This window comes from Campylobacter sp. LMG 7929, from assembly GCF_024723595.1.
Lineage (GTDB): Bacteria > Campylobacterota > Campylobacteria > Campylobacterales > Campylobacteraceae > Campylobacter_D.
In genome coordinates, this window is sequence record NZ_JANQCY010000005.1 from 35,257 (window position 1) to 61,807 (window position 26,551).

Sequence of the window (26,551 nt, forward strand, 5' to 3'; positions counted from 1 at the left end):
CTTATCCTAGTTTTAAATTTTTTCTAACTACATTTTCTAAGTACTCTGGAGAGTAAGGCTTAGTAATATACTCAGTCATTCCTACTTCCACACCTCTTAGACGGTCTGATTTACTAGTTCTTGAAGTTACCGCAACAAGTGGAAGGTTTTTGTATTTAGAATATTTTCTAATTTCACCTGCTAAGGTATAACCATCCATTCTTGGCATTTCAATATCAATCAGCACTGCATCAATATCATGCTCACCTGATTTAATTGTATTTAATGCCTCAACGCCGTTAGTTGCTTCTATAATACTCACACCTAGTGGTTCTAGCGATTTTTGCATGATATTTCTATCCATCTTAGAATCATCCACTATAAGTACTGTATAATCGCTTGGTTTTTCTTTCACAACTTTTTTAGCTTGCGCTTCAATTTGTGCTTTAATATCTACTTTGATCTCTTTAGCTATATCCATCATAGCAGCAACATCAATAATCAAAGTAACTCTACCATCACCACGAATCGTCGCTCCTGCTATACCTTGGATGTTTTGTAAATATTCACCCATAGACTTAATAACGATTTCTTCTTGACCTACTAAAGTATCTACTATAATACCAAGCTTACTTTCTGCTACACCTATAACAACTACATAAGTTTGATCAGTATTTTCAAGCACTTGTTTTACACCAAATACATCTGAAAGTCTTACTAAAGATAAAACCTCATCTCTTAAGCGAAGTACGTTTTTACCTTCAATGGTATAAATATCATCAATTGGCACTCTAACCGTCTCAAGAACACTTGCAAGAGGAATAGCATAAAACTCTTCTTGTGTACCTACAAGCAATGATTGAATAATTGCTAAAGTAAGTGGGATTTTAAGCTTCATCACAGTGCCTTTACCAAGTTCACTGTCAATCTCAATCACACCATTTAGTTTTTCAATATTAGTTTTAACAACGTCCATTCCAACACCACGACCTGAAACATTAGTGATTTTAGCAGCAGTTGAAAAACCTGGTTTGAAAATCAATGCAAACGCTTCTTTATCGCTCATTTGATCAGCTTCGCGCTCTGTGATTAAGTTTTTCTCTATAGCTTTTGATTTTAAAGCATCCGCATCAAGCCCTTTACCATCATCAGCAATTTCCACTACAATGTGGTTTCCTTCATTGTATGCTTTAAGATTAACGGTTCCTTTTTCTGGTTTACCATTAGCCACACGTGTTGCTGGATCTTCTATACCATGATCACACGAGTTTCTAATCATATGCATAATAGGATCGCCAATTTCTTCCACAATAGACTTATCAAGTTCAGTTTCTTCCCCTGAAATTTCAAGCTCCATTTGCTTGCCAAGTTCACGGCCCAAATCACGTACAACTCTTGGGAATTTGTTGAAAACTTTTGCAATAGGCTGCATTCTTGTTTTCATAACTGCTAATTGAATATCTGTAGTAACAATGCTAAGTTGCGATACTACTTGGTTTAATTCTTCTAAGAATTTTTCCCCATCATATCTTTCTTCAACATCATCATAAATTTTTAATAAGCGGTTTTTACCAAGAACAAGCTCACCAATTAAGTTCATCAAATGATCAAGTCTTTTTACTTCAACCCTAATGGTTTGATCCATATTTGCACCACTGCTTCCACCACCTGCTGCAGGAACTTTTTTCTCAGCAGTTGCATTTTGCGCTTGAGCAGCTGGTTTACTTGGAGCTGGATTCGCTTCTTGTGTTTTTTTCTTTTCAGCACGTCTTGCTTGGTCTTCAGCTTTTCTTACTTTTAAAAGTCTTTCAATTTCAGCCTCAACCTCATCATCGCTGAGTTTATTTACATCAACTTCAGGTTCTTCGGCCTTTGGCTCTTCTTTTACTTCTTCTTTTGGCTCTTCAGCTTTAGCCGGTGCAACAGACTCTAAACTTTCACCCTCTGAAATAGCGGTTAATCTTGTACAAATTGGAGCTATATCAAGTCCTATTGCTGTATCATTTCCATTATCTCTAATAGAATTTAATAAGGTTTTCATCATATCAATAGACTCTAAAACCACATCCATTACTTCAGGAGTAATTTTAAGCTCATTGTGTCTTGCTTTATTTAAAACATCTTCCATGTGATGAGTAAGTTTTGTTAAAATATCAAAATTTAAAAAGCTTGATGAACCTTTAACAGTATGTGCAACACGGAAAATTCTATTTAATAGTTCTAAGTCTTCAGGATTTGCTTCTAATTCAACCAAATCATGGTCAATTTGCTCAACTAGTTCAAAGGCTTCAACTAAAAAATCCTCAAGTATTTCTTGAATATCTTCCATTTTTACTCCTCACCTTTTTCATGTTTTTTAATAACACGAGAAATTTCAGCAAAGAAATCACTTGCGTTAAATTTAACCAAATACCCCTCACCACCTGCTTCTTTAACACCTTTATCACTCATAAACTCATTTGATAAAGAAGAGTTAAACACGATAGGAATATTTTTAAATCTCTCATCTTCTCTTACTTTAGCTGCAAAGTGGAAACCATCCATTTGAGGCATTTCAACATCACTTACGATGATTTTTAGATGTTTATTTAAATCATCACCATATGCCCCATATAACTCTTGAAGTTTTTGTAAACCTTCAACCCCATCTTTTGCTTCTACAACTTTTAAGCCGATTTTATTAAGTAAATCTTTAACAAGTTTTCTTGCAGTAGAACTATCATCAAGTGCTAAAGCTATACCCTCAATTTTTTGAATCTTATCATCTTCAATATCAGTTTGTGGAGTATAAATTCCAAGCTCTTGCACTATACTTTCTAAATCTAGGATAAGTAAAACCTCATCACCCTCGATTCTAGTTACACCTGTTATTTTGCTTTTATCCAAACTACCTGCACTTGTAGCAAAATTAGCTGGCTCGATATTTTTCCAATTAATTCTACGAATTCTTTTTGCCTCATGTACGATAAAACCGATTAATACATTACTAAATTCAGTAATGATAACTCTAGGTTTTATATTTGTCATTTCTGGCTCTTGAATTTGCATCCATTTAGCTAGATTAATCACAGGAATCACCACACCACGAAGATCAAAAATACCTTCAACATACTCAGGCACCCCTGGAATTTCAGTCAAAAAAGGAATTTTTATGATTTCTCTAACCTTAGAAACATTTACACCATAAATTCCCTCATAGACTTTATCTTGGCCTTGCTTAAAGATGCGAAAATCAACAAGCTCCATTTCATTTGAACCTGTTTTAACGACATTCTCATCAAACATTATGCCTCCTTAAGTTCTATTTTGTGAAATCTGATTTCTGGTTCATATTTTACTACAAAAAAACTTTCCTTGTATGCAAAAGTAGGTAAATTTAAATATTTTGTATTCTCAAATTCTAAAAATACATCTTGATGATAATGTCCTTCTATTATAAATTTTACATTGTAGTGTTTTATACGCTCTTTTACTAAAGTAGCAAATTGAGGAATTTTTCTAATAAGTTGTTTTTTATTTTGATTTTTTAAAATTTTTTGAGTAATTTTTTCTTTACTAGTAACATTTAAAAAATTTAAAAAAAGTAGTAAATAATGATTTCTCAAACTTTTTAAGCAAAATTGCAAAAAAGGTTTTAAAAAAATATCCCCATGGGCTAATTTTACTAAGGTTTTATCTTTAAATTCGCAAAGCAAAGGCTGTTGTTTTATGCTAAAAACCTTCACTTTTTTAAAAAATTTAGCCAAATTAAAATCGTGATTACCTTCTAAATAAATGATTTCAATCTCATCAGCAAGCTCTTCAAGTAAGTCTATATAAGCTTTTGCAAAATCATGCGTGGCTTTTACTTCATAAATTAAAAGATCAAAAATATCACCCATTAAAAAAAGCTGTGGAGTTTGAATTTTTTTATCTTTTAAGGCTTGTAAAAAATCCCAAAAACCACGCCTATTTTCATTTTCATGTGCATCAGCAATGAAAACAGCATTTTCTTTTATAATTATTTTTTGCAAAAATTAAAATTCCAAAGCTTTGTATTCTATAGAAATGATTTCAAATTCACTCTCGCCTTTTGGCAAACGCACTTTAAAATCATCACCCTCTTTTTTACCAAGCATTGCTTTTGCAATAGGCGAACTAATGGAAATATAGCCTTTTTCTAAATTTCCCTCATTTACCCCTACTAAAGTATAAGTGCTTTGCTTTTCACTTTCTAAATCTTCCACCACAACAGTTGAGCCAAATTTCACACTATCATGCTCGTAAGAAGATGGATCGATGATTTGTGCTCTTGAGATCAAATCCCCAAGTTCAGCTATCTTTCCCTCTATAAAAGCTTGTTTTTCTCTAGCTGCGTGATATTCTGCATTTTCTTTTAAATCTCCATGACTTCTTGCTATGTCTATTTCTTCTACTACTTTTGGGCGTTCAACTTTTTTTAAATGTTCTAATTCTTTTTCTAATTTCTCATAGCCATATTTACTCATAGGTTCTTTTTGCATGATTTATCCTTATTTGATTTCATAAAGTATTTTAGCTAATTTTTTTGCACTTGCAAATTGCAAATATTCTTTTAAAAAATCTACTTTATCAAAAAATGCCTTATAATCGTATTTAAGATAAGCTTGATATAAATTTTCCACATTCACTTGCTCTTGTAAAAATTCAGGATTAAGCTCGCTTTTTCCTGCAAAATCTAAAAAGATATTTGCAAGGCCTATGTGTTTGAGTTTTACAAAACATCTTGCGATAAATACATCAATAGCTTTAGCCTTATAAGCAAGTACAAAAGGCGTGCCGACCAAAGCTGCTTCAAGCGTAGCTGTGCCACTACAAATAAAAGCAAAATCAGCATTTTTAAGCACTTTTGGGGTATTGCTTTGAATTTCAAAACCATTTATATCCCCATAAAGATCTAATCTTTTTAAATTAAACTCAGGTACACAAAGGATTTTTTTACCTTTAAATTTAGTGCTTAATTCTCTAAAAATAGGCATCAAACGCTTTATTTCACTTTTTCTTGAGCCTGGCAAGAAAGCGATGATTTTTTCATCATCTTTTTTTGAAAATATAAAATTTATATCTTCTTGGTTTTTAAACTCTTTTATCTCGTCTAAAAGTGGATGACCCACATAAGTGCTTTTGCTAAAAAACTCACTATCAAAAGGCAAGATAGAAGCTAGCACATCAAAATGACTTTCTATGATGGGTATGCGACCTTTTTTCCATGCCCAAACTTGAGGTAAAATATAATAAATTCTTTTTGCTCTGGAATTTGCTTTTTTTAAAGCCTTTGCAAAAGGTATATTAAAAGCAGGTGAATCTATACACAAAATCGCATCAATTTTTTGAGTAAGGCTTAAATTTACCAGCTCTTTTATAGCTCTTTTGGCTTTTAAAATGAGTGGCAAAACCTCTATAAAACCCATAGCACTAAACTCATGTGAGCTATAAAGTGGCTTGGAATTTAGACTAAATTCTTCACATAAATTCTCATCATAAATTCCCACTAAATCAAATTCTTTATACTCATTTTTATAAGCTTTTAAAACTTCTTTTAAATGCAAATTTGCTGAAGGCTCTAAGGCGCAAACTAAAAAGGTTTTCATTAACCTACCTTATATCAATTTTAAAGACATTCTAACAAATTTTAACTTAGAGTTTAAACCCGCAAAGCGGGTTTAGTTTAATAAAGCGGAGTTGCTTCAACGATAGCAGGGGCAAAGAAAAATAATTCTTTTAATTCTATAGGTACAGAAGGATTTACGGTACAATCATCTAAACCAAAGCGATTTTCTATAGGTATATATGCATCATAAAAAGTACTCATACATTTTACCCCGCCATGCGTTAAAGACCTAATTTGCACAGCAGAACTTGTAGTAGGCATGATGGAAAAAACCGTTTGCATTTGTCCATCTTGTAAATCTTGCTTGCAAGATTTTGTTCCAAAAGTTTTTTCATCTAAAACAGCCAAACATACATCAGCACCTCTAGGATTTATAAACTGCACATAACCAAAAGGGCGTTGCACAGCATACCTGTCTTTTTCTTTTAACTCATCACTAAGTATTATTTCTTTTAAAAACCAATTTTGCTCTTCTAATATTTCAGAGCTATATCTAAAAGGACTTAGCGAAATTCCTGTTTCTAAAGATCTTATAGCAAACATAGGTGTAAAATCTTCTAATTCATCTAAACTAACCTCAGCCCTTAAAAAGCTAAAAACCATAAAAAATAAAATACCAATTTTTTTCATCATTTACTCCTAAGGTCTTCTAAAATTCACAGGAAAATGATCAGAAGCTAAAAAAGTTCTAAGTCCTGCTACAGCTAAAAGAGCAATGATTGGCGGTGGATTATACAAAGAAGCTGTATTGGAATTTCCTGTGATAGCATAGTCAATAATCCTTCCGCTAGTTTGAGTATTCGTATTTGGAGGGATCACTCGTGTACGCGCTCTTAAATCTGGATCAAGTAAAGAAACCAAAGATCCTGCTTCTCTATTAAAATCACCCAAAATCATCCAATTAATCTCTGGTCTATTTCTAAAAAAACTATCCACAGCACTCACAATAGCTCCACCATCATTACCTCCACTTGCTAAAGCATGTATGCTAAAAAACGCATCATTTCCTATGCGAATTCCTATAATAGGTCTTGAAGCAACAGTTGGAGGTGGTAAAACAAAAACCTCATCAGCTTGCACTCTACTTACTATAGCCATATTTACACGATTTGCTCCAACATCCACTCTTGAATAATATATAAAAACAGAATTTGGACGACTTGATGAGCCCAAATTCCACTCATACTCATGTATAGGAATTCCAATTCCTACAGGTTGAACTTGTCTTGGAGTCATTATAGCTGTACTTGGCAAAACTCCTGCTTCTTGAACAGCCAAAATATCCATAGGATTAGCACCCGTTACAAGCTGTCTTATGCTAATATTCCATTTGCTTTCAGTAGAAGCTGATGAGCCTTGTAAATTCCAAGTACCACTGTTATAATTTTCTAAAGCTCCAAATAATAAATTAAAACCTAAAATTAAAAATATTATCTTTTTCAAAATACCCCTCCTTCAGCATAAGGTGATCTTGTTTGAAAAGCAGGTGCACTTATACTCCATTGTCTATCTAAATTTTTTTCTTTTGATTTCAAACAAGGTGTCAAATAAATACTATAATAGTTAAAATAAAACTCCTCCATTACATTTCCAACCGTTGTTTGTATGCATTGTTGGGTAGCATAATTTTGAATTTGATAAGCACCATTACTCATAGGAAAAAGACTCCAAAATTGCGCAAAATTGCTTTGATCGCAAGGATAATGCACTATACCATTTCCATAAGCATTTAAACATGTTAAAGTTTTTGTATTTTTAATCATAACTTTATTATTTGGAAATTCAATGAGCTGCCAAACTCTTGCATCGCCAAAAGGTTTGCTATCAAATAAATTATAACCCCATATCCAATTACCTGGATTTAACGCCCAAACAGTTAGCGCAGCACCGTTTGGATTCATAATGGTTACAAAATCACTCGCAATGCCTGAATTTTCATACAAAGCATTTGAAGTAAATTTATTATCCGAAGTTAACCTTGGCAAGGGTCCTTTTATGGGATTATCCCCTTTAAAAGTATTTGTAGTAATTACTGGTGGTACAAGCGGTATAGCAGGAAAATACTTACCTTCTATCAAAGCTGGTGTTTTTTGCTTAGCAGGTGGTGTTGGATTTTTACCTATTTTTAAAGGATCAATATCATTTACACCGCCCAAAGAACGTGCCAAAGGATTAAATTGCTCTTTAGAAGAACATCCAATAAAAAAAACTACAAATACACTAAATATCATTATGAATTTAATTTTTTGCATTTTTCCTCCTTGAATTAAATTTAAATATACTATCATAATTATAAATAAATTATAATACAAAACACCACTAATAATTTTTCTTTATTTTAAAAAATATTTTATCACTTGTGTTAAAATCTAAAAAAAGGAAAAAACATGAAAGAAATTTTAATAACAAACGATGATGGCTATGAAAGTGAAGGTTTAAAAAAGCTTATAAAAATGCTAAAAAAGCATTTTAAAGCTAAAATCACCATAGTAGCTCCTGCTAGTGAAAAATCAGCATGCTCACACTCCATAACACTAACCAAACCTTTAAGATTTCACAAGGTTGGTAAAAGATTTTACAAGCTTGATGATGGCACGCCTGCGGATTGCGTTTATCTTGCTTTGCATGCTTTATATAAAAAGCGTTTGCCTGATCTTGTCATAAGTGGGATCAATAAAGGTGCTAATGTAGGCGAGGATATAACTTACTCAGGAACTTGCGCAGGTGCTATGGAAGCTGTGCTTCATGGAATTCCTGCCATTGCTTTATCGCAATTTTACAAAGATAGCCAAAAAGAGCTTGATTATAAACTTGCTTTAAAACTTACTAAAAAAATAGTCAAAAATATCTTTGAAAAAGGCTTTCCTTTAGATAAAAAAGAATTTTTAAATATCAACTTTCCTTCTAGCAAAACAGCCTTTCAAGGCTTAAAAATTTGCAAAGCAGGTAAAAGAATTTATAGTTATGAAGCACACTCAAATACAAATCCAAGAGGTGTAGAATACTACTGGCTAGCTGCTGCTAATCTTGATCATGAAAATGAAAAAGACTCAGACATAGCACTTTTAAAACAAGGCTATGCCACAATAACACCTATAATGCTTGATCTAACAGCTTATAATCAAATGAAAAATCTCAAAAAATGGATGAAAAATGGATAGATACACGCGTATAAAATGGCTTGTTAATGAAGAAAATTTTATTAAATTTCAAAATACTAAAGTTTTAGTTTGTGGTTTAGGTGGAGTTGGTGGAATTTGTGTTGATGCGCTTTTTAGAAGTGGCTTTAGCAATCTAACATTAATTGATGCGGATAAATTTGAAACTACCAATCAAAACCGCCAACTTCATAGCGAAAATATAAGCGTAGAAAAAGCTAAGGTTTTTGAACGCATTTACAATGCCAAAGGTATAGTTAGTAAAATCGATGATGAGTTTTTAAAAAGTTTTGATTTGAGCGAGTTTGATTTAATCATTGATGCGATTGATGATATACCTGCTAAGGTTGCTTTGGCTAATTTAGTTGATTTGAAAAAGCAAATTTTTATCTCATCAACCGGTGGAGCTAGAAAGCTTGATCCAACGCGTATTAAAACAACAAGCATATTTAAAACACACGGCGATGCTTTAGCTAAAAAATTCCGTTATGAACTTAGAAAATCAGGCTTTAAAGGAGACTTTGATGTGGTATTTTCAGATGAAGAAGCTCATTGTAAAGATCTTGGCTCATTTATGGGTGTAACAGCCTCTTTTGGACTTGCTTTAGCTTCTTTGGCTTTAAGGAAAGTGCTTGATAAGAAAGCTTGATATAAAAGACTTAGCTTCTTGTATCAAGCTTTTTAAGCAAAGCGTATTCACTCTTTGTAAAAATGATTACACAAAAGAACAAATTCATGCATGGATTAATATAGACCAAAAAGCTTGGAAGGAAAAATTTCAAAATCAACTAGGCTTTGTTTATGAAGAAAAAGGTCAAATCATATCTTTTATAAGTATAAATTTAGAAGAAAAAACTCTCGATCTTTGCTTTACTCATGCAAACTATGCTCATCAAGGTTATGGTAAAGCTTTATTAGAATTTGCTCTTAAAAACTATCCTTATAGTGAAATTTATACTTTTGCTAGCCTTAGTGCTAAAAAATTTCTTTTTAAAAGCAGGATTTAAAATCATCAAAGAAAACATTGCTATAATAGATCAACAAGAATTAAAAAATTTTTAATGAAAAAGGAAATAAATTGAAAAAATTACTTTTACTTTTTAGTCTTTTTTGCTCTTTTGCTTTGGCAAATGAAAATTTAAAAGATCTTTTTAAAGATTACAATGAAAGTGGAGTTTTTATAGCTTATGATGGCAAGGATTATTATAGTAATAATTTTACAAAAGCAAACAAACGCATCCTACCTGCCTCTACTTTTAAAATTTTCAATTCCCTAATCGCACTTAATGAAGGCGTTGTGAAAAATACTAATGAGATTTTTTATCACTACAAAGGTGAAAAAGTATTTTTACCCTCTTGGAAAAATGACGCAAATTTAGCCCTAGCTATGCAAAGATCACAACTACCTGCTTATAAAGAATTAGCTAGAAAAATCGGCTTAGAAAAAATGCAAAAAAACTTAAATAAACTTAATTATGGTAATCAAAAAATAAGTAAAATCGATGAATTTTGGATAGATGATTCTTTACAAATTAGTCTTAAAGAACAAGCAAACTTACTTTTTGAACTAGCAAATCTAAAATTAGATTATCCTAAAAATATACAAAAAGAAATTATAAATATAATAAAACTTAGCGAAAATGAACATTATGAGTTCTTTGCAAAAACAGGCTGGGGTAAAGAAAAATACGGACAAATCGTAGGTTTTATAAAAGATAAAAAAACTCATCAAATTTATGCTTTTGCTTTATGTATGGATATAAGTGATTTTAACAAACTTTATCTAAGAGAAGAATTAGCAAAAAAATATCTATCAAATTTAATAAACTTGACACATAAAAAATAAAGGATGATAAGTCAAGGTATTTTGAAATTCTTTTTCATAGTTTTTTAAAAATGCCTTGCTTATGAAAAATTTTTCACTCAAAGCATTTACCCCGCTTAATTTCAAATGCCTAAAAAGCTCTAAAGTATAATCAAATTTTAACTCTTTTAATTCTTCTTTTGCTTTTATGATCTTAAATTTTTTAGAAAGCTTTTGTGTAATTTGCTCTAAAGTTAAATATTTAAGTGATAAATTGGCACTTTGCTTTATTTGAGTGAAATTTTTTTCTCCAAAAGTAGAAAAAAGCAAAATCCCATTTTTATTTAACATGCTTGCAAAATTTTCTAAAAGCTCATCTATCTTTAGCCACTGCATACAAGCATTTGAAGCTATAAGGTCAAATTTTTTCGTATAAAAATGATGATTTTTAAGCTCATTCATATCAAAAACACCAAATTCATCAAACTTACAAGGATTTTCAAAAGGATAAATATCATTTAAAAAATAATGCTTAAATTTAATACACTCTTGCAAAGCCTTGCTAAAAACCCCTACTCCACAGCCAAATTCAAACACCGCTTCAAAATCGCTCAAATCATTCTCAACAAGCATTTTACAAAGCTCTTTAGCCATTTCTTTTTGCACAGGTGTATTTGCGCTATAAGTGTCTTTTGCTCTTATGAAAGTTTGCAAAGTGCTTCCCAAGTGTGGTATTTAAAAAATATAAAATGTGGCTCATCAACAAACATTGCCTTTTCTTTGAAAAAATTCAAAACATGCTTTGGTGGAAAGATTTTATCCTCTTTGCTAATTATGGCTTTATCCCAAGTGAAATTTTCGTTTAAATCTTTAGTGCAAAACTCATATAAGCTTAGAAGTTCTGCTTTTAAATGCTCGTTTTTTTCAAAATAAAATCCATCACTTAAATTCATTCTTTTTTCAAGCAAATTTGCTTTAAAATCCTCTAAAGCAAATCTTTTCATTGTAAGTTTAAAAATGGCTTTTTTAATCCCAAATTCATCATTTATAGGTAAATTTGTGCCATTTATGGCTATTTTTTTATCAAATTTTATATCTTTTAAAATTTTACTCACTACACAAACTCCCATAGAAAAGCCAACAAGAGTAATTTTTTCAAAATTATGAAGATCAAATTCCCAATCAAAACTCGTATAATCATACACCATTAAAACATTTACATCACTTTTTAAATGCGTAAAATGACTAAAATGTGAGCAAAAACCTGAAAAAAATAAAATCAACTCGCGCGAATTTGCATTTTCATGTAAAAAATGAGTTTTCAAAGTACCTCCAAAACCTTTTCTAAGTCTTTTTTCACTAGCCCAGCATGCAAAGAAAAGCGAATTCTAGCTGTATTTTTAGCTACGGTTGGCTCTTTAATAGCAGGTGCAAAAATACCTTTTTCTAAAAGCTTTTGTGAAATTTCACTAGCTAGTGCATTTTGCCCTAAAATAAAAGATATCACATAAGCCTCGCCCAAAACTGCGCCTTTACTTGCTAAAGCATTTTTAAACCAAGCACTTAACTCTAAAAGCTCTTTTCTTTGAGCGCTAAATTCATGCAAATGCTTAAAAACATGCAAAGTCCAAGCTACATTGATAGGTGCAATGGCGGTTGAGTATATAAAAGCTCTTGCTTTGTTGATGAAAAAATCTTTTTCATTACTTATCATGCAAGCTCCCATAGAAGCTATAGCCTTACCAAAGGTAAAAACTAAAAAATCCACTTCCTTTTCTAAGCCCAAAAATCTCACATAACCCAAACCATCATCATTAAAACACCCTATGCTATGAGCTTCATCAATGTAAATTTTGATATTTTTAAACTCTTTTTTTAAATTTATAAATTCTTTTATAGGTGCAAAATCTCCATCCATGCTAAATAGTGCTTCACTTACTATAATGATATTTTCAAATTCTTTATAATGTTTTTGCACTAAGCTTTGTAAATGCTTTATGTCATTGTGTTTAAATCTTATAAATTTAGCTCCGCCAAGCCTTAAACCATCGATGATACTTGCATGCACTTGCTTATCTGCTAAAAACAAAGTATTTTTAATGCTTGCTAAAGCTTGTAAACAGCTAACATTTAAAGCATAACCATTGTTAAAGTGTAAGATTTTTCTGCCTAATTTAGCTTCTAAAAAGCTTTCAAATTCATCAAAAATCGCATAATTTCCACTCAAGCTTCTAGAACTTGAACTAGAAAATTCAAATTCTTTTAAATGTGTTAAAAAATCTTGCTTTAATGTTTTTTCATTGCTTAAATTTAAATAATCATTGCTCGCTAAATTTAGTAATTTTTGCTCATTATAAATAACATATTTTCCCTCATGTTTTAATGAGCGTAGAATTCTAAAATTATCTTGTTGTTTTAATGCATCTAAAATTTGTGCAATTTGCATTATTGTTTAAGCCTTGCGTAGTTTTGACAACCCTCATCGCTTTTTAAATCACAAGCCTTGCCAAAATATTCTAAAGCTTTAGAAAGATCCTTTCTAACACCAGATCCATTTACATACATAATCCCGAGATTATTGCAACTACTTCCATTATTCAAATCGCAAGCTTTTTGATGAAACTCAACTGCTTTCAAATTATCCTTTTTTACACCTTGTCCATTTGCATACATGAAACCAAGATTAGAACAACCTAAACCATTTTCTAAGTCACATGCTTTTTGATATAATTCTACTGCTTTGAAATTATCTTTTCTTACACCTTTTCCATTTTCATACATAGCTCCAATACCAAAACAACCGATTCCAATATTTAAATCACAAGATTTTTTATAAAACTCAACTGCTTTAAAATTATTTTTTTTAACACCTTCCCCTCTTTCATACAAAGCTCCAATACCAAAACAACCGATTCCAATATTTAAATCACAAGCTTGTTTGTAATACTTCATAGCATTTATATAATCACCACTTTCATAGGCTTTAATCCCTTTTTCAACCAAATCCTCTTGTGAGTATGCAAAATTTAAAAATAAAATTGTTAGAACAACTAATATTTTTTTCATTATTTTTCCTTTTGAAATTTTAAAATAAAAAAACTAATTATATAAATATTTTCTAAATAATCCTTTTTCATTTTAAAGCATAAATTTGAGTAAAAATTGTAGTATCATTAGTAATAAAAATCAAAGAAGTAAAAATGAATTTAAAAGAACTAGACTTAAAACACATTTGGCACCCTTGCACGCAAATGAGCGATCATGAGTTTTTACCTTTAATACCTATAAAAAAGGCTAAGGGAGTGTATTTGTATGATTTTGATGAAAAATCCTACATAGACTGCATTAGCTCTTGGTGGGTAAATATCTTTGGCCATTGTAATGAATACATCAATGAAAAAATCATAGATCAACTTCAAAATTTAGAGCATGTCTTGCTTGCTGGTTTTTCGCATGAGCCTATCATAAAGCTTTCACAAAGACTTTGCAAGCTTTTGCCTTTTGATAAATGCTTTTTTGCAGACAATGGTAGTTCAGCCATAGAAGTGGCTTTAAAAATGAGCTTTCAATACCACTTAAACAATGGCTCTAAAAAGGATAAATTCTTAGCTCTTAGCAATTCTTACCATGGAGAAACCTTAGGTGCATTAAGCGTTGGCGATGTAGCACTTTATAAAAAAACCTATGAGCCTTTACTTTTAAAAAGTATCACAACACCTGTGCCAACAAACAAAGACTATACAAAAGAACTTGAAATTTTAGAAAGTATTTTAAAAAATCATCATTATGAAATTTGCGCTTTTATACTTGAGCCTTTGCTTCAATGTGCGGGCAATATGCACATGTACGAGCTTGGGTATTTAGATGAGGCGATTAAACTTGCTAAAAGTTATGGTGTGCAAGTGATATTTGATGAGATAGCCACAGGTTTTGGACGCACGGGAGAGATGTTTGCGCTAGATTATTGCTCACAAAGTATTGATTATATATGTCTTTCTAAAGCTATCACGGGTGGGTATTTACCACTTTCAGTGGTGCTTACTAAAGATGAAATTTATGAGAAATTTTATGATAGCTATGAGAGCCAAAAGGCCTTTTTACACTCTCACTCTTACACGGGTAATGCCCTAGCTTGTGCAGCGGCTAATGCGACTTTGGATATTTTTGAAAAAGAAAATATCATCGCAAAAAATAAAATCAAAAGTGCTTTTATAAAAACACAATGGGAGAGTTTAAAAGAATTTGACTTTTTAGGAAATTTTAGAAATTTAGGCATGGTAAGTGCATTTGATATACAAAAAAGCAAATACCAAAGAGCAGGACTTGAAGTCTTTCAAAGAGCCTTAGAAAAAGGCTTACTTTTAAGACCACTTGGAAATACAATTTATTTCATGCCACCATATGTTATAAATGAAGATGAGATTACTTATGTAGTGCAGTCTTTAAGAGAGATTTTCAAGGATTTTTGAAAGTTTCTCACACACTTTATCATCAAATTCTATGATAGGAATTTTAGCGTAATTACTTATAAAATCCTTGCTAAAAGTATCTTGGGTTTTTAAGATTAAAGCAAGGATTTTAATATCTCTTTGTTTTAGTGCTTCTATACTTAAAAGCGTGTGATTGATACTTCCTAGATAGTCTTTTGCTACTAAAATCGTAGGGTGCTTAAACGCACTCATATAATCAATCATTGTTTTTTCATCATCAAGGGGCGAAAAAAGCCCACCAGCTAGCTCGATAATGAGTTTTTCACTTTGTGGAATTTGTATATCAAAAGCTTTATAGCTTAAATTTTCTAAAATCCTGCCTTTGTGCGGGGAAGCAGGAGTTTGTAAAAACACACCTTCTTTAAAAATCTTAGTTTTTGGACTAAACTCAGCTACTACCTCACTATCTTTTGGCGTGCCTGCTTGGATAAGCTTAAAATAATCAAAACCCAATTCTTTACAAATTCTAGCACTTAGATAAGTTTTGCCAACATCTGTGTCTATGCCGCTAATATATATTTTCATTTTAAACCTATGAAAGTATTTTTAAACCCACAGTACAAGCAATGATAAGAGCAATTAAAAAAAGCTTTAAAAAGCTTTTACTTTCTTTATAAAAAAGCACTCCGATGATAACCCCGCCTGCAGTTCCAGCTCCTGTCCATATAGAATAAGCCACACTCATAGCAATGCTTTGCATACTAAGGCTTAAAAACCCAAACGAAAAACCAAAACACACTATCAAAGCTAAAAGATAAAGCTTATTTTTAGTGCTTACAAGTTGTTTCATGATAATCACACCAAAAATTTCAAAAGCAGTCGCTAAAAACAAAAAGAACCATTCCATTATTTAGCTTCCTTGCTAATGATTTTAAGGCCTATGATACTTAAAAGTAAAATAGCTATTAAAGTAAGCTTGGTGATAGAACTTGGCTCATTGAAAATAAACATCTCATTAAGCACTACCCCAACCGTGCCAATACCTACAAAAACACTATAAGCAATGCTTACTTCAAGTCTTTCACAAGCTTTTAAAAAACATGTAAAAGATATGCAAACCCCAATGGCTGTTAAAGCATAATGCCAAATTTCAGTTGAGTATTTTAAACCACTCACCCAAAAACACTCAACCAAACCACCTAAAATCACCATAAACCAACCAAAATTAGAGCTTATTTTTGTTCTTTCTATCATAATCTACCTTTTTTCAAAAGCGCAAATTATAACTAAAATTACAAAAATAAAACTTTAATCAAAAACTAAACATATAATAATAAAAAATATCATTATTATAAATATTTTTATAATATTAATTTATATTTAATTTTTATTATTATAAAATCAAAAGCTTGTAACAAGGAGATAAAAATGAGTTTTTTAACAAATAGTAAAAAGGCTTTATTAATATTAGCTAGTTTAGCATTTTTAACAAGTAATAATACTTTTGCAAAAGATTTTGAACCTATCATCGTGATACACGGTGGTACAAGTGGCTTAGGACTTACTAAAGAAGAATTTGCTAAAAGAGAAAAGGTAATGAAAGAATCTTTAAAAGCAGGTCAAAGCATACTTGAAAAAGGTGGAAGCTCTGTTGATGCAGTTATAGCTGCCATTAAAGTAATGGAAGATAGTCCTGAATTTAATGCTGGAAAAGGTGCTGTTTTTACTTCTGATGGATTTAACGAACTTGATGCATCTATAATGGATGGAAAAAATTTAAGAGCAGGTGCAATTGCTATGGCTAGGACAATTAAAAATCCTATAGAGGCAGCAAGACTTGTTATGGAAAAAACACCTCATACTTTAATAGCGGGCGAGGGTGCTGATAAATTAGCCAAAAAACATGGTTTAGAAATAGTAGGACAAAAATATTTTTTCACAGAGCACAGATACAAACAACTTCAAGAAGCTAAAAAAAGCAAAGAAGTATTACTAGATAGCGATAAAGCAAAGGCTCATCTTGGTGTAAGCACAGAGCCATATTTAGGCACAGTAGGTGCGATAGCTTTAGATAAAAATGGCAACCTAGCAGCAGGCACAAGCACAGGTGGCACTACAAATAAAATGACAGGACGCATTGGGGATTCTCCTATCATAGGAGCAGGAAATTATGCAAATAATGACTCAGTTGCGATTTCTTGCACAGGAACAGGTGATATTTATATAAGAGTGGCTGTGGCTCATGAAGTTGCGTCTTTGTATAAATACAAAAAACTTTCAGTACAAAAAGCAGCCGAAGAAACTATCAAACAAGTAGCTAAACTTGGTGGCACAGGTGGAATCATCTCAATAGATAAAAATGGAAAAGTTGGCTATGCTTGGACTAAAGATAAACTTGGGATGTATCATGGACAAGCAAAAATAGGTGAAGAACCAAAAGTATTTTGGCCACTTGAAAAATAATTAGCGTAACTTAACTTTTTTAACGCCTCGAAGTTTAAAAATCTTTGAGGCTCCGCTTTCAAAAAACTTTTCATCTACTATTTTATCTGCATTTTGCATAGCCCAATTTAGATCAAATTTTTTTCCATGAAGATTTGCAGAAGTAGAATAAAGCCAATCAAACTCTTTTAAAAATTCCTCATGAGCACAATCTTTCACGACGCGTATTGCTTTAGAATTAGGATATAAAAAAGTAGTTTTTTTGGATTTTCTAATAGTGTTTTTAAAATGACTTGGCACTCTTGTAAGTTTTTTAAGCTCACTAAATTTAGCTGTGGTAATCAAACAATCTTGGCTTAAAGGTCTTTTCTTTAAAGTATTAAGGGTTTTTAAGTCCTTGCTTAAAAACCCTGCTGTTGTATCAGTTTGAGCAAGATAAATCATGCTTTTAAGTATTCTTGCAAGCTCTTTACTTCAAGGCATGATTTATTTTGTATAGCTTTAATCGCTTTAGCACCTGCATACGCTGCTCTTAGGTTTGTAAAATATGGAGTTTTAAAGCGTAAAATATTTGCTCTAATTTTTTTAGTATCACCTTTAAAACTATGCTCATCGCTAGTATTAATGGCAAGTTGAATTTGAGAATTTTTTAACTTATCCTCTACATTTGGGCGTCCTTCAGAAATTTTATGCACAAACTCACACTCTAAACCTGCTTCTTGTAAAATTTTATAAGTACCGCTTGTAGCAATGATTTTAAATCCTAGCTTAATGTATTCGTTAGCTAAATCTACTGCGTATTTTTTATCTTGTTCTCTTAGTGATAAAAATACATTGCCACTTTCTGGTAAGAAATTTGAAGAAGCAAGTTGGCTTTTTGCATAAGAGTTTTCAAAATCTTTGCTTACACCCATAACCTCACCGGTTGAGCGCATTTCAGGTCCAAGCTCAAGGTCACTTCCGCTAAGTTTAGCAAAAGGAAATACCACTGATTTTACACTAATATGTTTTGGTTTTTTAGCTCTTAAAATTCCATTTTTTTCCTCTACCACTTTAAAAGTATCATAAAATTTCAAACTTTCTCTTAAATTTCCTTGCCACATCACGCGTGTTGCAACCTTAGCTAAAGGAATTCCTGTAGCCTTACTTACAAAAGGCACAGTTCTACTAGCTCTTGGATTTACTTCTATCATATAAAGTTTATTATCATGGATAGCAAATTGTATATTTAAAAGCCCTATTACACCTAAATTTAAAGCAATATCTTTTGTTTTTTGCTCAATCATTTCAAGCATAGCTTCATCAATATTTACAGCAGGTAAAGAGCAAGCACTATCACCTGAGTGAATTCCTGCTTCTTCAATATGCTCCATAATACCTGCTACATAAACTTCTTTTCCATCACTTATCGCATCTACATCAAGCTCAGTTGCATTGTCTAAAAATTGATCAATTAATACCGGAGATTTATCACTCACATCTACTGCTTCTTGCATATAAAGTCTAAGCTCGCTCTCATCATGCACCACACGCATTGCACGACCACCCAAAACATAGCTTGGTCTAACAAGCACAGGATAACCTATCTCATTTGCCTTTATAATCGCTTCTTCAACGCTTATGGCTGTGCCGTTTTTAGGTTGATTTATGCCTAAATCCTCAATAAATTTCGCAAATTTCTTTCTATCTTCAGCTAAATCTATTACCCTTGCACTCGTTCCTATAATCTTTGCTCCAAAAGCACTAAGACGTTTTGCAAATTTAAGCGGAGTTTGACCACCAAAATGCACTATCACTCCATCTGGTCTTTCTCTATCAATAACCGCTCTTAAATGCTCAAAATCAATCGGCTCAAAATATAAAATATCACTTGTATCATAATCTGTCGAAACCGTTTCTGGATTACAATTATACATTATAGTTTTTACGCCCATATCTTTTAGAGCAAAAGAAGCATGCACACAAGCATAATCAAACTCAATGCCTTGTCCTATGCGGTTTGGTCCACCGCCTATAATCATCACTTTTTTATCTTTTTTATCTTTACTTTCTTTTACTTGTGTAGCTTCATTTGCATTAATACTTGAGTATAAATACGGAGTTAATGCTTCAAATTCGCCTGCACAAGTATCTACTTCGCTATATTGAGCAATGATTTTATGTTTAATTCTTGCATAATAAATATCATTTTGGCTTAACTCAAGATTATCTTTTTGATTAATTAAGCTAGCAATTTTTTTATCTGAAAAACCTAAAGTTTTAGCTTTTCTTAATAGTTGCTTATTACTTAAAATATCCATATCAATTTGATTTTCAAATTCCACTATTTCTTTGATTTGATTTAAAAACCAAGGATCTATTTTACAAAGCTCAAAAAGCTCTTGTGTGCTAAAACCTTCTCTAAAAGCTTGTGCTATATAAAGTAAGCGTTTTTCATTAGCTTGACGAATTTTTGCCAAAAGCTCATTTTTATCACATTCTATAGTATCAAATCCACTTAAATTTCTCTCAAGTGAGCAAAGTGCTTTTTGAATGCTTTCTTTAAAAGTTCTCCCTATAGCCATAACCTCACCCACACTTTTCATGGCAGTGCCTAGCTCTGTGTTTGCATTTGGGAATTTTTCAAAAGTAAAACGAGGAATTTTGGTTACGATATAATCAATTACTGGTTCAAATGAAGCAGGAGTGCCTGTGATATCGTTTTTGATTTCATCTAAACTAAATCCAACTGCTAAAAGCGTAGCTACCTTAGCTATAGGATAACCCGTTGCTTTACTAGCTAAGGCTGAAGATCTTGAAACCCTAGGATTCATTTCAATAACTATCATTCTACCATTAGTTGGATTGATAGCAAATTGCACATTTGATCCACCTGTATCTACTCCGATTTCTCTTAAAATAGCAAAAGAGGCATTACGCATTGCTTGGTATTCTTTATCAGTCAAAGTTAAAGCAGGAGCTATAGTGATAGAATCGCCCGTATGAACCCCCATAGGATCAACATTTTCAATAGAGCAAACGATAATACAATTATCATTTTTATCTCTAATGACTTCCATTTCATATTCTTTCCAACCAAGTAAACTTTCTTCGATTAAAATTTCATGGATAGGGCTTAGCGCTAAAGCAGTATTTGCAAGCTCTGCAAACTCATCCATATTATACACCACACCACTTCCTGCACCACCTAAGGTAAAAGAAGCCCTAATCATCAAAGGAAAACCAATCTCATCAACAGCTTTTAAAGCCTCTTCATAATTATACGCATACATAGATTTTGGCAAATCCATGCCAATTTTTTTCATACATTCTTTAAAAACTTGTCTATCTTCACCTTTTTTTATCGCTTCAGGATTTGCACCTAAAAACTTGACATCTGCAAGCTCACCACTTTCATAAACTTCCATAGCAACATTTAATGCAACTTGGCCACCCATAGTAGGTAAAATCGCATCGATTTTTTCTTTTTTGATTATACTTAGAATACTTTCTTTGGTAATTGGTTCTATATAAGTTGCATCAGCAAATTCAGGATCTGTCATAATAGTAGCTGGGTTAGAATTGATCAAAACTACTCTATAACCTAGCTCTTTTAAGGTTTTTGCTGCTTGAGTTCCTGAGTAATCAAACTCGCAAGCTTGACCTATAACGATAGGCCCACTGCCTATTAATAATATATTTTTTATATCTGTTCTTTTTGGCATGTATTTTCCTAAGCTGAATTTTTAGCCAAATTATAACAAATATAAGTTTTTTAGAAGTTGAAATTAATAAAGAATTTAGCTCTTAAAGAGCTAAATTTTATTGACGCTTACCAAAAGTTATAGCATAAGCTTCATTTCTTACATCAAATAAAGGATCTTGTGGTGGATTAACCCCTTGAGGTACATCTGAAGGAAAATATACATCAAAATTACAATCTTCCTTGCTCAAAGCATTAACTTTAAAAGTCCCAACTAAACTTTCTTTGTGTTTACCACTCCACAAAGCCGTTGTATCATTAGTAATATCATTTTTATTTGCATATACTAAATACATCTTATACTCAACTGGCTTATTAGTCTCTATACGATTTTGAAAATCTTCTTTTAAAAAATCACTACTTGCACTTTTCATTTGTGCCTCATTTAAATACGCCACACCTTCGCTTGGAACTAATTTCCATCTTGCTGGTAGATAATTTTCTCCATTTGCTTGTTTAAAATAAAAAGTATGGATACTAAAAAATGGAGTATTTGCTACGCTTTTACTGATACCAATTTTATCCGTATATGCAGCAAAATTTCTATAAGAATCAACCTCTTTCAACATCTTGCTTATTTTTTCTTGATCGACTTTACCATTTACAGGAAGTCTCATTTCAAAAAACTGACCAAACTCTTTAGGATTTTTTGCAAAATTTATTTCTGTATTTAGCATAACCATAGTCCAAGAGGCAGAATCTTTAGGATCAGTAATTCTAATAGCCATACCCCTTGTTTTACTTTTATCATCTTTAAAAGCGCCACCCAAAGAATATCTTACTTGAATCGGCAAGCTTTTTTGTGTTAATAAAGGCACATCAACTTCTTTATTGATAGACAAAGCTGGCTCAAAAGTTCCCATAGCACAAAAACCCTTTGCATGATTAACCTTTGCTTTCGGATTTTTAGGGTCTGCATTAAGTTGATAAAAAATATCTGCTATTTTTTGCGCATCATATTCTACTTCGTTTGCATAAATAGCACCACTTAAACAACAAATAGCCAAACAACTGCTGATATATTTTTTCATTAAAGCTCCTAGTTTTAAACTTAGAAGCTATTGTAATATTTAATTCTAAATAATAATTTATATTAATTAAAATAAATAATTTTTTACTATAAATTTTCTACCATATAAAAATAGTTTGGCACTTTCATCTTAGCATAAGGTTTAACATAAGCATTTTGATAAGCACCTTCTTCTTCTATTTTAAAAATTTCTCCTACTGGAATTCCTGAAAAGAAAATTTCATCCAAACCACTTGTATAAACCTTATCGCCCATTTTAAGCTCAAGCCATTTAGGAATATACTTAACTAAAATATAATCATTTCTTCCATGAGCTACACCTGGTGCTTGTTCTTTACCTATGTAAACAGAAAAAATACATTCTTCATCACCTTGCAAAAGACCCAAAGCTCTACCATTTTTTTCTATGACTATGCCTGCTGTATAGCCATTATAAATTAAGCCTTTGATTTTTCCTTTATAATCAACATCAAGCCAAACCTTATGATAATCACTAATTTGCGCATAAGAAGTTGCTTTAACTAAACTCACATTAGGATAATAAAAACTTGAGTTTTTATCACTTAAAATATTATTTAGCTCATTAGCAAAGTTTTTCATATAAATATTATTTTTTTCAAGCACAGCATTTCTTTCTCTTAAAGTTCTAATTTCTTCAGCTTGATTAAAATGTTCGTTGAATTTGTTTTTTAAAAGATCAATACTTTGAGAAAATTGATTAACAATAGCAATATTTAAATCTAAAACATTTCGTTTTATTACATCTCCATAATAAAACGAAATAAATACTAAAAAAGATAATATTAAAACGCTAAGAATTTTACTCTTCATTCGTTAGCTGGTGTAATAATGAAATTTCTTCTAAAGCTTTACCCGTACCTTTTGCAACTGCTAAAAGTGGCTCATCAGCTACATATACTGGAAGTTTTACAATTTCAGATAAATATTTATCAAGCCCGCGTATTAAAGCTCCACCTCCTGTTAAAACAACACCATTTTCAACAATATCAGCTGCAAGATCAGGTGGCATCATTTCAAGAACGATTTTTAAAGCATCAGCGATTTCTTTTAAATGTTCGCGCATAGCTTCTCTTACATCTTCACTTGTTAGTTCGATTCTATTTAACAAGCCTGTTACTTGATCGCGCCCTTTAACCACCATAGAAAGCTCTTTTGGAAGCTGAACTGCTGAACCAATAGCAATTTTAATTTCCTCACCCGTTCTTTCACCTATGACAAGATTGTATTTTTCTTTTACATAATTTACTATACTAGTATCAAGTTTATCGCCGGCTGTGCGGATAGATTTTGAAATCACAAGTCCACCTAAAGAAGTAACGCCAATCTCAGTTGTACCACCACCAATATCTACCACCAAGCTCCCTTGAGGCTCTCTAATAGGTAAATTTGCACCAATAGCTGCTGCCATAGGTTCTTCTATCAAAAATACTTCTCTAGCGCCCGCACTTAAAGCACTTTCTCTAACTGCTTTTCTTTCAACTTGGGTTAAACCATAAGGTACTGAAATGATAATTCTAGGTCTTAAAAAAGATTTTCTTCTATGAGTTTTTTCTATAAAATAACGGATCATTTTTTCAGTCATATCAAAATCAGCAATCACACCATCTTTCATAGGACGGATTGCTTCGATATTACCTGGGGTTTTTCCTACCATTTCCTTAGCTTCTTTTCCAACAGCTAAAATTTTAACCCTACCATATCTTTCACGCTCTACTGCAACAACTGAAGGTTCATCAATCACTATACCTTTATCTTTTACCAAAACTAAAGTATTTGCGGTACCTAAGTCAATCCCCATATCACTTGAAAAAAATCCAATTATTTGATCTAAAATCATTCTCAGCCTTTAACTTTTTTATTTTTTATAAATAAAGGTTTTGCACCTTCTTTAATTACCTCTTTGGTAATTACTATACTATATCCATTATACTCTGGCAAATCAAACATCAAATCTACCATCATCTCTTCAATAATACTTCTTAAACCTCTAGCCCCTGTTTTACGCTCCAATGAAAGCTTAGCAATCTCTCTTAGTGCTTCATCTTCAAATTTTAATTCCACATTATCAATAGCAAAAAGTTTTTGATATTGTTTAATAATGGCATTTTTTGGCTCTGTTAAAATACGCACCATGCTTTCTTCATCAAGCTCTTCTAAAGAAGCAAGCACATGCAATCTTCCTATAAGTTCAGGGATAATCCCAAAATGCACTAAATCATCAGGTTCTAATCTTTGAAGTAAAGCTTCTTTTTCATCTTTTTTATCATCAGTAAAAAAGCCCATGACATTATCGCCTAGTTTTCTTTTAATGATATCACTAATACCATCAAAAGCTCCACCACACACAAATAAAATATTAGTCGTATCTATTTGTATAAAATCTTGATTTGGGTGTTTTCTACCACCTTTTGGTGGGATATTTACCAAAGATCCTTCGATGATTTTAAGCAAAGCTTGTTGCACACCCTCACCGCTCACATCTCTTGTAATGGAGCGATTTTCACCCATCCTTGCGATTTTATCTATCTCATCAATAAATATAATCCCTTTTTGAGCTCTTTGCACATCTCCATCAGCAGCTTGCAAAAGACGAGTAAGGATATTTTCAACATCTTCTCCTACATAACCTGCTTCAGTTAAAGAAGTCGCATCGCAAATTGCAATAGGCACATCTAAAAATCTAGCTAAAGTTTGCGCCAACAAAGTTTTTCCACTTCCTGTTGGACCTACTAATAAAATATTTGATTTTGCTAATTCTGTATCATCATCTTCTAAGTCAGATCTAAAAAGCCTTTTGTAGTGATTATACACCCCTACACTAAAGATTTTTTTAGCCCTATCTTGCCCGATGACATATTTATCTAAATATGCTTTTAATTCTTTAGGGGTTATGTCTTTAAAATTTTCTTTATCAACTTCTTTATTTTTTAGCTCTTTTTCCTCTCCAAAGAAAATATTGCAAGCACTTTCAGCACAATACTCACATATAAAGGCATTATTATAATCATTTACTAAAATTCTTCTTTCGCTTGTTTCTATTTCGTTACAAAAACTACATCTTTTAACCATGGTTTTTTTCCTTATATATAGGAATTCCTCTTTTTGTTTCTAAGATAAAATTACACATTTTTTTAACATTTTCACTAGAAGTACTTTCTAATAAATTCAAAGCATTATCTTTTAAATTTCCTTGTCTGAATAAAAATTTAAAAGCCTTGCTTAAAACATCCACTTCTTCTTTATCAAAGCGTCTTCTTATACCCACCAAATTCAAACTTCTAATGCTTGCGCGATTTCCCTCAGCCAAGCAAAATGGCACCACATCTTGAGAAAGTGCGCTAGCACCTGCTATCATACACCCTTCTCCTACTTTTACAAATTGATGTATTGGAGTAAGCCCACCTACTACAGTATAATCTCCAAGTTCTACATGGCCTGCTAAAGTAGCATTATTTGCTAAGATGATATGATCTCCTAAAGTACAATCATGCGCAATATGAGAATAAGCCATGATAAAAGCATTATCACCTATCCTTGTAAAGCCATCGCCTTTAGCTGTACCTGAGTTAATAGTAACAAATTCTCTAATAACCGCATTCTTTCCTATGATAACACCTGAGCTTATCTCATCTTTATAAGATATATCTTGCGGGATATCTCCAACTATAGCATAAGAAAACACTTTTGAATTCTCACCTATAGTTACATTAGGTAAAATTCTTGCACCCTGTTTGATAATGGTATTTGCGCCTATGTTAGCATTTTTACCAACATAAGCATAAGCTTCTACTACAACATCATCTGCTATAATAGCTCCATCTTCTATAACTGCACTTGGATGAATTTTGCTCATCATTTATCTACTATCATGGCTTTAAGTTCAGCTTCTGCAACTAATTGTCCATCTACAAAAGCTTTTCCTTGGAAAATCCACATATTTCCACGATTTTTTACTACACTCATTTCATAATCAAGTCTATCACCAGGACGCACTGGATTTCTAAATTTTGCATTATCAATACCCGTAAAATATACTACCTTAGTGCTTGGATCTACTTTATCATCCATACTTTCAAATGCTAAAACCCCTCCAGTTTGCGCCATGCCTTCTAAAATTAACACACCCGGATAAATTGGATGATCTGGAAAATGTCCCATAAAAACATGATCGCTTATGCTAATATTTTTATAACCTCTGACAACTTCTTTGTTTTTTAATTCTACGATTTTATCTACAAGTAAAAATGGATACCTATGTGGTAAAATTTTTTGAATTTGCATTACATCTATCATAAATTTAGCCTTAAAATATATTC

At 32.0% G+C, this 26,551-nt stretch carries 28 protein-coding genes and 1 pseudogene; 6 read left to right on the top strand and 23 right to left on the bottom strand.

Annotated features, from left to right (window positions below; all coding sequences use genetic code 11):
* Position 1 precedes the first annotated feature (1 nt).
* The 8 genes from CAMP5118_RS03410 to CAMP5118_RS03445 all read right to left on the bottom strand — a co-directional run bounded on the left by CAMP5118_RS03410 (position 2) and on the right by CAMP5118_RS03445 (position 7,860).
* Entirely contained in the window at positions 2 to 2,308 is a 2,307-nt protein-coding gene (locus CAMP5118_RS03410; RefSeq protein WP_263679482.1) for a hybrid sensor histidine kinase/response regulator, read from the bottom strand.
* 2 nt (positions 2,309 to 2,310) lie between these two features.
* Positions 2,311 to 3,264 (bottom strand): chemotaxis protein, encoded by a 954-nt coding sequence (locus CAMP5118_RS03415; RefSeq protein WP_263663913.1) that lies wholly within the window; start codon positions 3,262 to 3,264, stop codon positions 2,311 to 2,313.
* Positions 3,264 to 3,992: a UDP-2,3-diacylglucosamine diphosphatase gene (locus tag CAMP5118_RS03420; RefSeq protein ID WP_412175508.1), complete on the bottom strand. Its 729-nt coding sequence runs from the start codon at positions 3,990 to 3,992 to the stop codon at positions 3,264 to 3,266. The genes CAMP5118_RS03415 and CAMP5118_RS03420 overlap by 1 nt, the downstream gene beginning before the upstream one ends.
* Before the next feature lie 3 nt (positions 3,993 to 3,995).
* Positions 3,996 to 4,481 carry a transcription elongation factor GreA gene (gene greA, locus CAMP5118_RS03425; protein WP_039619215.1) on the bottom strand — a complete coding sequence of 162 codons (486 nt, stop codon included), beginning with the start codon at positions 4,479 to 4,481 and terminating at the stop codon, positions 3,996 to 3,998.
* Between the two features lie 9 nt (positions 4,482 to 4,490).
* Positions 4,491 to 5,588 carry a lipid-A-disaccharide synthase gene (gene lpxB / locus CAMP5118_RS03430; protein ID WP_337216613.1) on the bottom strand — a complete coding sequence of 366 codons (1,098 nt, stop codon included), beginning with the start codon at positions 5,586 to 5,588 and terminating at the stop codon, positions 4,491 to 4,493.
* A gap of 77 nt (positions 5,589 to 5,665) precedes the next feature.
* Complete coding sequence (locus CAMP5118_RS03435; protein WP_337216614.1) at positions 5,666 to 6,238, bottom strand: cytolethal distending toxin subunit A; 573 nt, start codon at positions 6,236 to 6,238, stop codon at positions 5,666 to 5,668.
* Between the two features lie 9 nt (positions 6,239 to 6,247).
* Complete coding sequence (locus CAMP5118_RS03440; RefSeq protein ID WP_263679485.1) at positions 6,248 to 7,051, bottom strand: cytolethal distending toxin subunit B family protein; 804 nt, start codon at positions 7,049 to 7,051, stop codon at positions 6,248 to 6,250.
* Positions 7,048 to 7,860: an RICIN domain-containing protein gene (locus CAMP5118_RS03445; RefSeq protein WP_263679486.1), complete on the bottom strand. Its 813-nt coding sequence runs from the start codon at positions 7,858 to 7,860 to the stop codon at positions 7,048 to 7,050. Before CAMP5118_RS03445 ends, CAMP5118_RS03440 begins: the two co-directional genes overlap by 4 nt.
* A 135-nt stretch (positions 7,861 to 7,995) precedes the next feature.
* Here CAMP5118_RS03445 and surE point away from each other — a divergent pair, with 135 nt between their 5' ends.
* The 4 genes and pseudogenes from surE to blaOXA all read left to right on the top strand — a co-directional run bounded on the left by surE (position 7,996) and on the right by blaOXA (position 10,612).
* On the top strand, positions 7,996 to 8,769 hold the full coding sequence (gene surE, locus CAMP5118_RS03450) for a 5'/3'-nucleotidase SurE (RefSeq protein ID WP_337216615.1): 774 nt from the start codon (positions 7,996 to 7,998) through the stop codon (positions 8,767 to 8,769).
* Positions 8,762 to 9,415 (top strand): ThiF family adenylyltransferase, encoded by a 654-nt coding sequence (locus CAMP5118_RS03455; protein ID WP_263679488.1) that lies wholly within the window; start codon positions 8,762 to 8,764, stop codon positions 9,413 to 9,415. The genes surE and CAMP5118_RS03455 overlap by 8 nt, the downstream gene beginning before the upstream one ends.
* A pseudogene (locus CAMP5118_RS03460) lies at positions 9,399 to 9,848 on the top strand (GNAT family N-acetyltransferase). The gene CAMP5118_RS03455 and the pseudogene CAMP5118_RS03460 overlap by 17 nt, the downstream one beginning before the upstream one ends.
* Positions 9,845 to 10,612, top strand: a complete 768-nt coding sequence (blaOXA, locus tag CAMP5118_RS03465) for an OXA-493 family class D beta-lactamase (protein ID WP_263679490.1) — start codon at positions 9,845 to 9,847, stop codon at positions 10,610 to 10,612. Before CAMP5118_RS03460 ends, blaOXA begins: the two are co-directional and overlap by 4 nt.
* Here blaOXA and CAMP5118_RS03470 read toward each other — a convergent pair.
* The 4 genes from CAMP5118_RS03470 to CAMP5118_RS03485 are packed head-to-tail and all read right to left on the bottom strand — an operon-like array spanning position 10,586 to position 13,636.
* Entirely contained in the window at positions 10,586 to 11,284 is a 699-nt protein-coding gene (locus tag CAMP5118_RS03470; protein WP_337216616.1) for a methyltransferase domain-containing protein, read from the bottom strand. The two genes, blaOXA and CAMP5118_RS03470, sit on opposite strands and share 27 nt — an antisense overlap.
* Positions 11,269 to 11,895, bottom strand: a complete 627-nt coding sequence (locus CAMP5118_RS03475; protein ID WP_337216617.1) for a pimeloyl-ACP methyl esterase BioG family protein — start codon at positions 11,893 to 11,895, stop codon at positions 11,269 to 11,271. Before CAMP5118_RS03475 ends, CAMP5118_RS03470 begins: the two co-directional genes overlap by 16 nt.
* Entirely contained in the window at positions 11,892 to 13,016 is a 1,125-nt protein-coding gene (locus CAMP5118_RS03480; protein WP_337216618.1) for an aminotransferase class I/II-fold pyridoxal phosphate-dependent enzyme, read from the bottom strand. The genes CAMP5118_RS03475 and CAMP5118_RS03480 overlap by 4 nt, the downstream gene beginning before the upstream one ends.
* Positions 13,016 to 13,636, bottom strand: a complete 621-nt coding sequence (locus CAMP5118_RS03485) for a tetratricopeptide repeat protein (RefSeq protein ID WP_337216619.1) — start codon at positions 13,634 to 13,636, stop codon at positions 13,016 to 13,018. Before CAMP5118_RS03485 ends, CAMP5118_RS03480 begins: the two co-directional genes overlap by 1 nt.
* 134 nt (positions 13,637 to 13,770) lie before the next feature.
* On the opposite strand from CAMP5118_RS03485, the gene CAMP5118_RS03490 reads away from it, so the two are divergent.
* Complete coding sequence (locus tag CAMP5118_RS03490) at positions 13,771 to 15,039, top strand: adenosylmethionine--8-amino-7-oxononanoate transaminase (protein WP_337216620.1); 1,269 nt, start codon at positions 13,771 to 13,773, stop codon at positions 15,037 to 15,039.
* Here CAMP5118_RS03490 and bioD read toward each other — a convergent pair.
* The 3 genes from bioD to CAMP5118_RS03505 are packed head-to-tail and all read right to left on the bottom strand — an operon-like array spanning position 15,013 to position 16,254.
* On the bottom strand, positions 15,013 to 15,585 hold the full coding sequence (gene bioD, locus CAMP5118_RS03495) for a dethiobiotin synthase (protein ID WP_337216621.1): 573 nt from the start codon (positions 15,583 to 15,585) through the stop codon (positions 15,013 to 15,015). The genes CAMP5118_RS03490 and bioD overlap by 27 nt on opposite strands.
* Positions 15,586 to 15,592: 7 nt before the next feature.
* Positions 15,593 to 15,907: a DMT family transporter gene (locus tag CAMP5118_RS03500; protein WP_039619256.1), complete on the bottom strand. Its 315-nt coding sequence runs from the start codon at positions 15,905 to 15,907 to the stop codon at positions 15,593 to 15,595.
* On the bottom strand, positions 15,907 to 16,254 hold the full coding sequence (locus CAMP5118_RS03505; RefSeq protein ID WP_087699708.1) for a DMT family transporter: 348 nt from the start codon (positions 16,252 to 16,254) through the stop codon (positions 15,907 to 15,909). The genes CAMP5118_RS03500 and CAMP5118_RS03505 overlap by 1 nt, the downstream gene beginning before the upstream one ends.
* Positions 16,255 to 16,428: 174 nt before the next feature.
* On the opposite strand from CAMP5118_RS03505, the gene CAMP5118_RS03510 reads away from it, so the two are divergent.
* Positions 16,429 to 17,463: an isoaspartyl peptidase/L-asparaginase family protein gene (locus tag CAMP5118_RS03510; protein ID WP_337216622.1), complete on the top strand. Its 1,035-nt coding sequence runs from the start codon at positions 16,429 to 16,431 to the stop codon at positions 17,461 to 17,463.
* Here the strand turns inward: CAMP5118_RS03510 and CAMP5118_RS03515 are convergent, their stop codons facing one another.
* The 8 genes from CAMP5118_RS03515 to fabZ all read right to left on the bottom strand — a co-directional run bounded on the left by CAMP5118_RS03515 (position 17,464) and on the right by fabZ (position 26,528).
* A complete protein-coding gene (locus CAMP5118_RS03515) occupies positions 17,464 to 17,886 on the bottom strand; it encodes a Sua5 YciO YrdC YwlC family protein (RefSeq protein ID WP_337216623.1) in 423 nt (140 codons plus the stop codon).
* Positions 17,883 to 21,146 carry a carbamoyl-phosphate synthase large subunit gene (carB, locus tag CAMP5118_RS03520; RefSeq protein ID WP_337216624.1) on the bottom strand — a complete coding sequence of 1,088 codons (3,264 nt, stop codon included), beginning with the start codon at positions 21,144 to 21,146 and terminating at the stop codon, positions 17,883 to 17,885. The genes CAMP5118_RS03515 and carB overlap by 4 nt, the downstream gene beginning before the upstream one ends.
* Positions 21,147 to 21,243: 97 nt before the next feature.
* Positions 21,244 to 22,215, bottom strand: coding sequence for a catalase (locus CAMP5118_RS03525; protein ID WP_337216625.1), 972 nt, complete (start codon positions 22,213 to 22,215; stop codon positions 21,244 to 21,246).
* 86 nt (positions 22,216 to 22,301) lie between these two features.
* On the bottom strand, positions 22,302 to 23,045 hold the full coding sequence (gene mreC, locus CAMP5118_RS03530; protein WP_337216626.1) for a rod shape-determining protein MreC: 744 nt from the start codon (positions 23,043 to 23,045) through the stop codon (positions 22,302 to 22,304).
* A complete protein-coding gene (locus tag CAMP5118_RS03535; protein ID WP_012662095.1) occupies positions 23,035 to 24,072 on the bottom strand; it encodes a rod shape-determining protein in 1,038 nt (345 codons plus the stop codon). The genes mreC and CAMP5118_RS03535 overlap by 11 nt, the downstream gene beginning before the upstream one ends.
* Before the next feature lie 2 nt (positions 24,073 to 24,074).
* A complete protein-coding gene (gene clpX, locus CAMP5118_RS03540) occupies positions 24,075 to 25,304 on the bottom strand; it encodes an ATP-dependent Clp protease ATP-binding subunit ClpX (RefSeq protein WP_263727636.1) in 1,230 nt (409 codons plus the stop codon).
* Entirely contained in the window at positions 25,297 to 26,088 is a 792-nt protein-coding gene (gene lpxA, locus CAMP5118_RS03545; protein ID WP_257942047.1) for an acyl-ACP--UDP-N-acetylglucosamine O-acyltransferase, read from the bottom strand. The genes clpX and lpxA overlap by 8 nt, the downstream gene beginning before the upstream one ends.
* Complete coding sequence (gene fabZ / locus CAMP5118_RS03550; protein ID WP_039619275.1) at positions 26,088 to 26,528, bottom strand: 3-hydroxyacyl-ACP dehydratase FabZ; 441 nt, start codon at positions 26,526 to 26,528, stop codon at positions 26,088 to 26,090. Before fabZ ends, lpxA begins: the two co-directional genes overlap by 1 nt.
* Positions 26,529 to 26,551 lie beyond the last annotated feature (23 nt).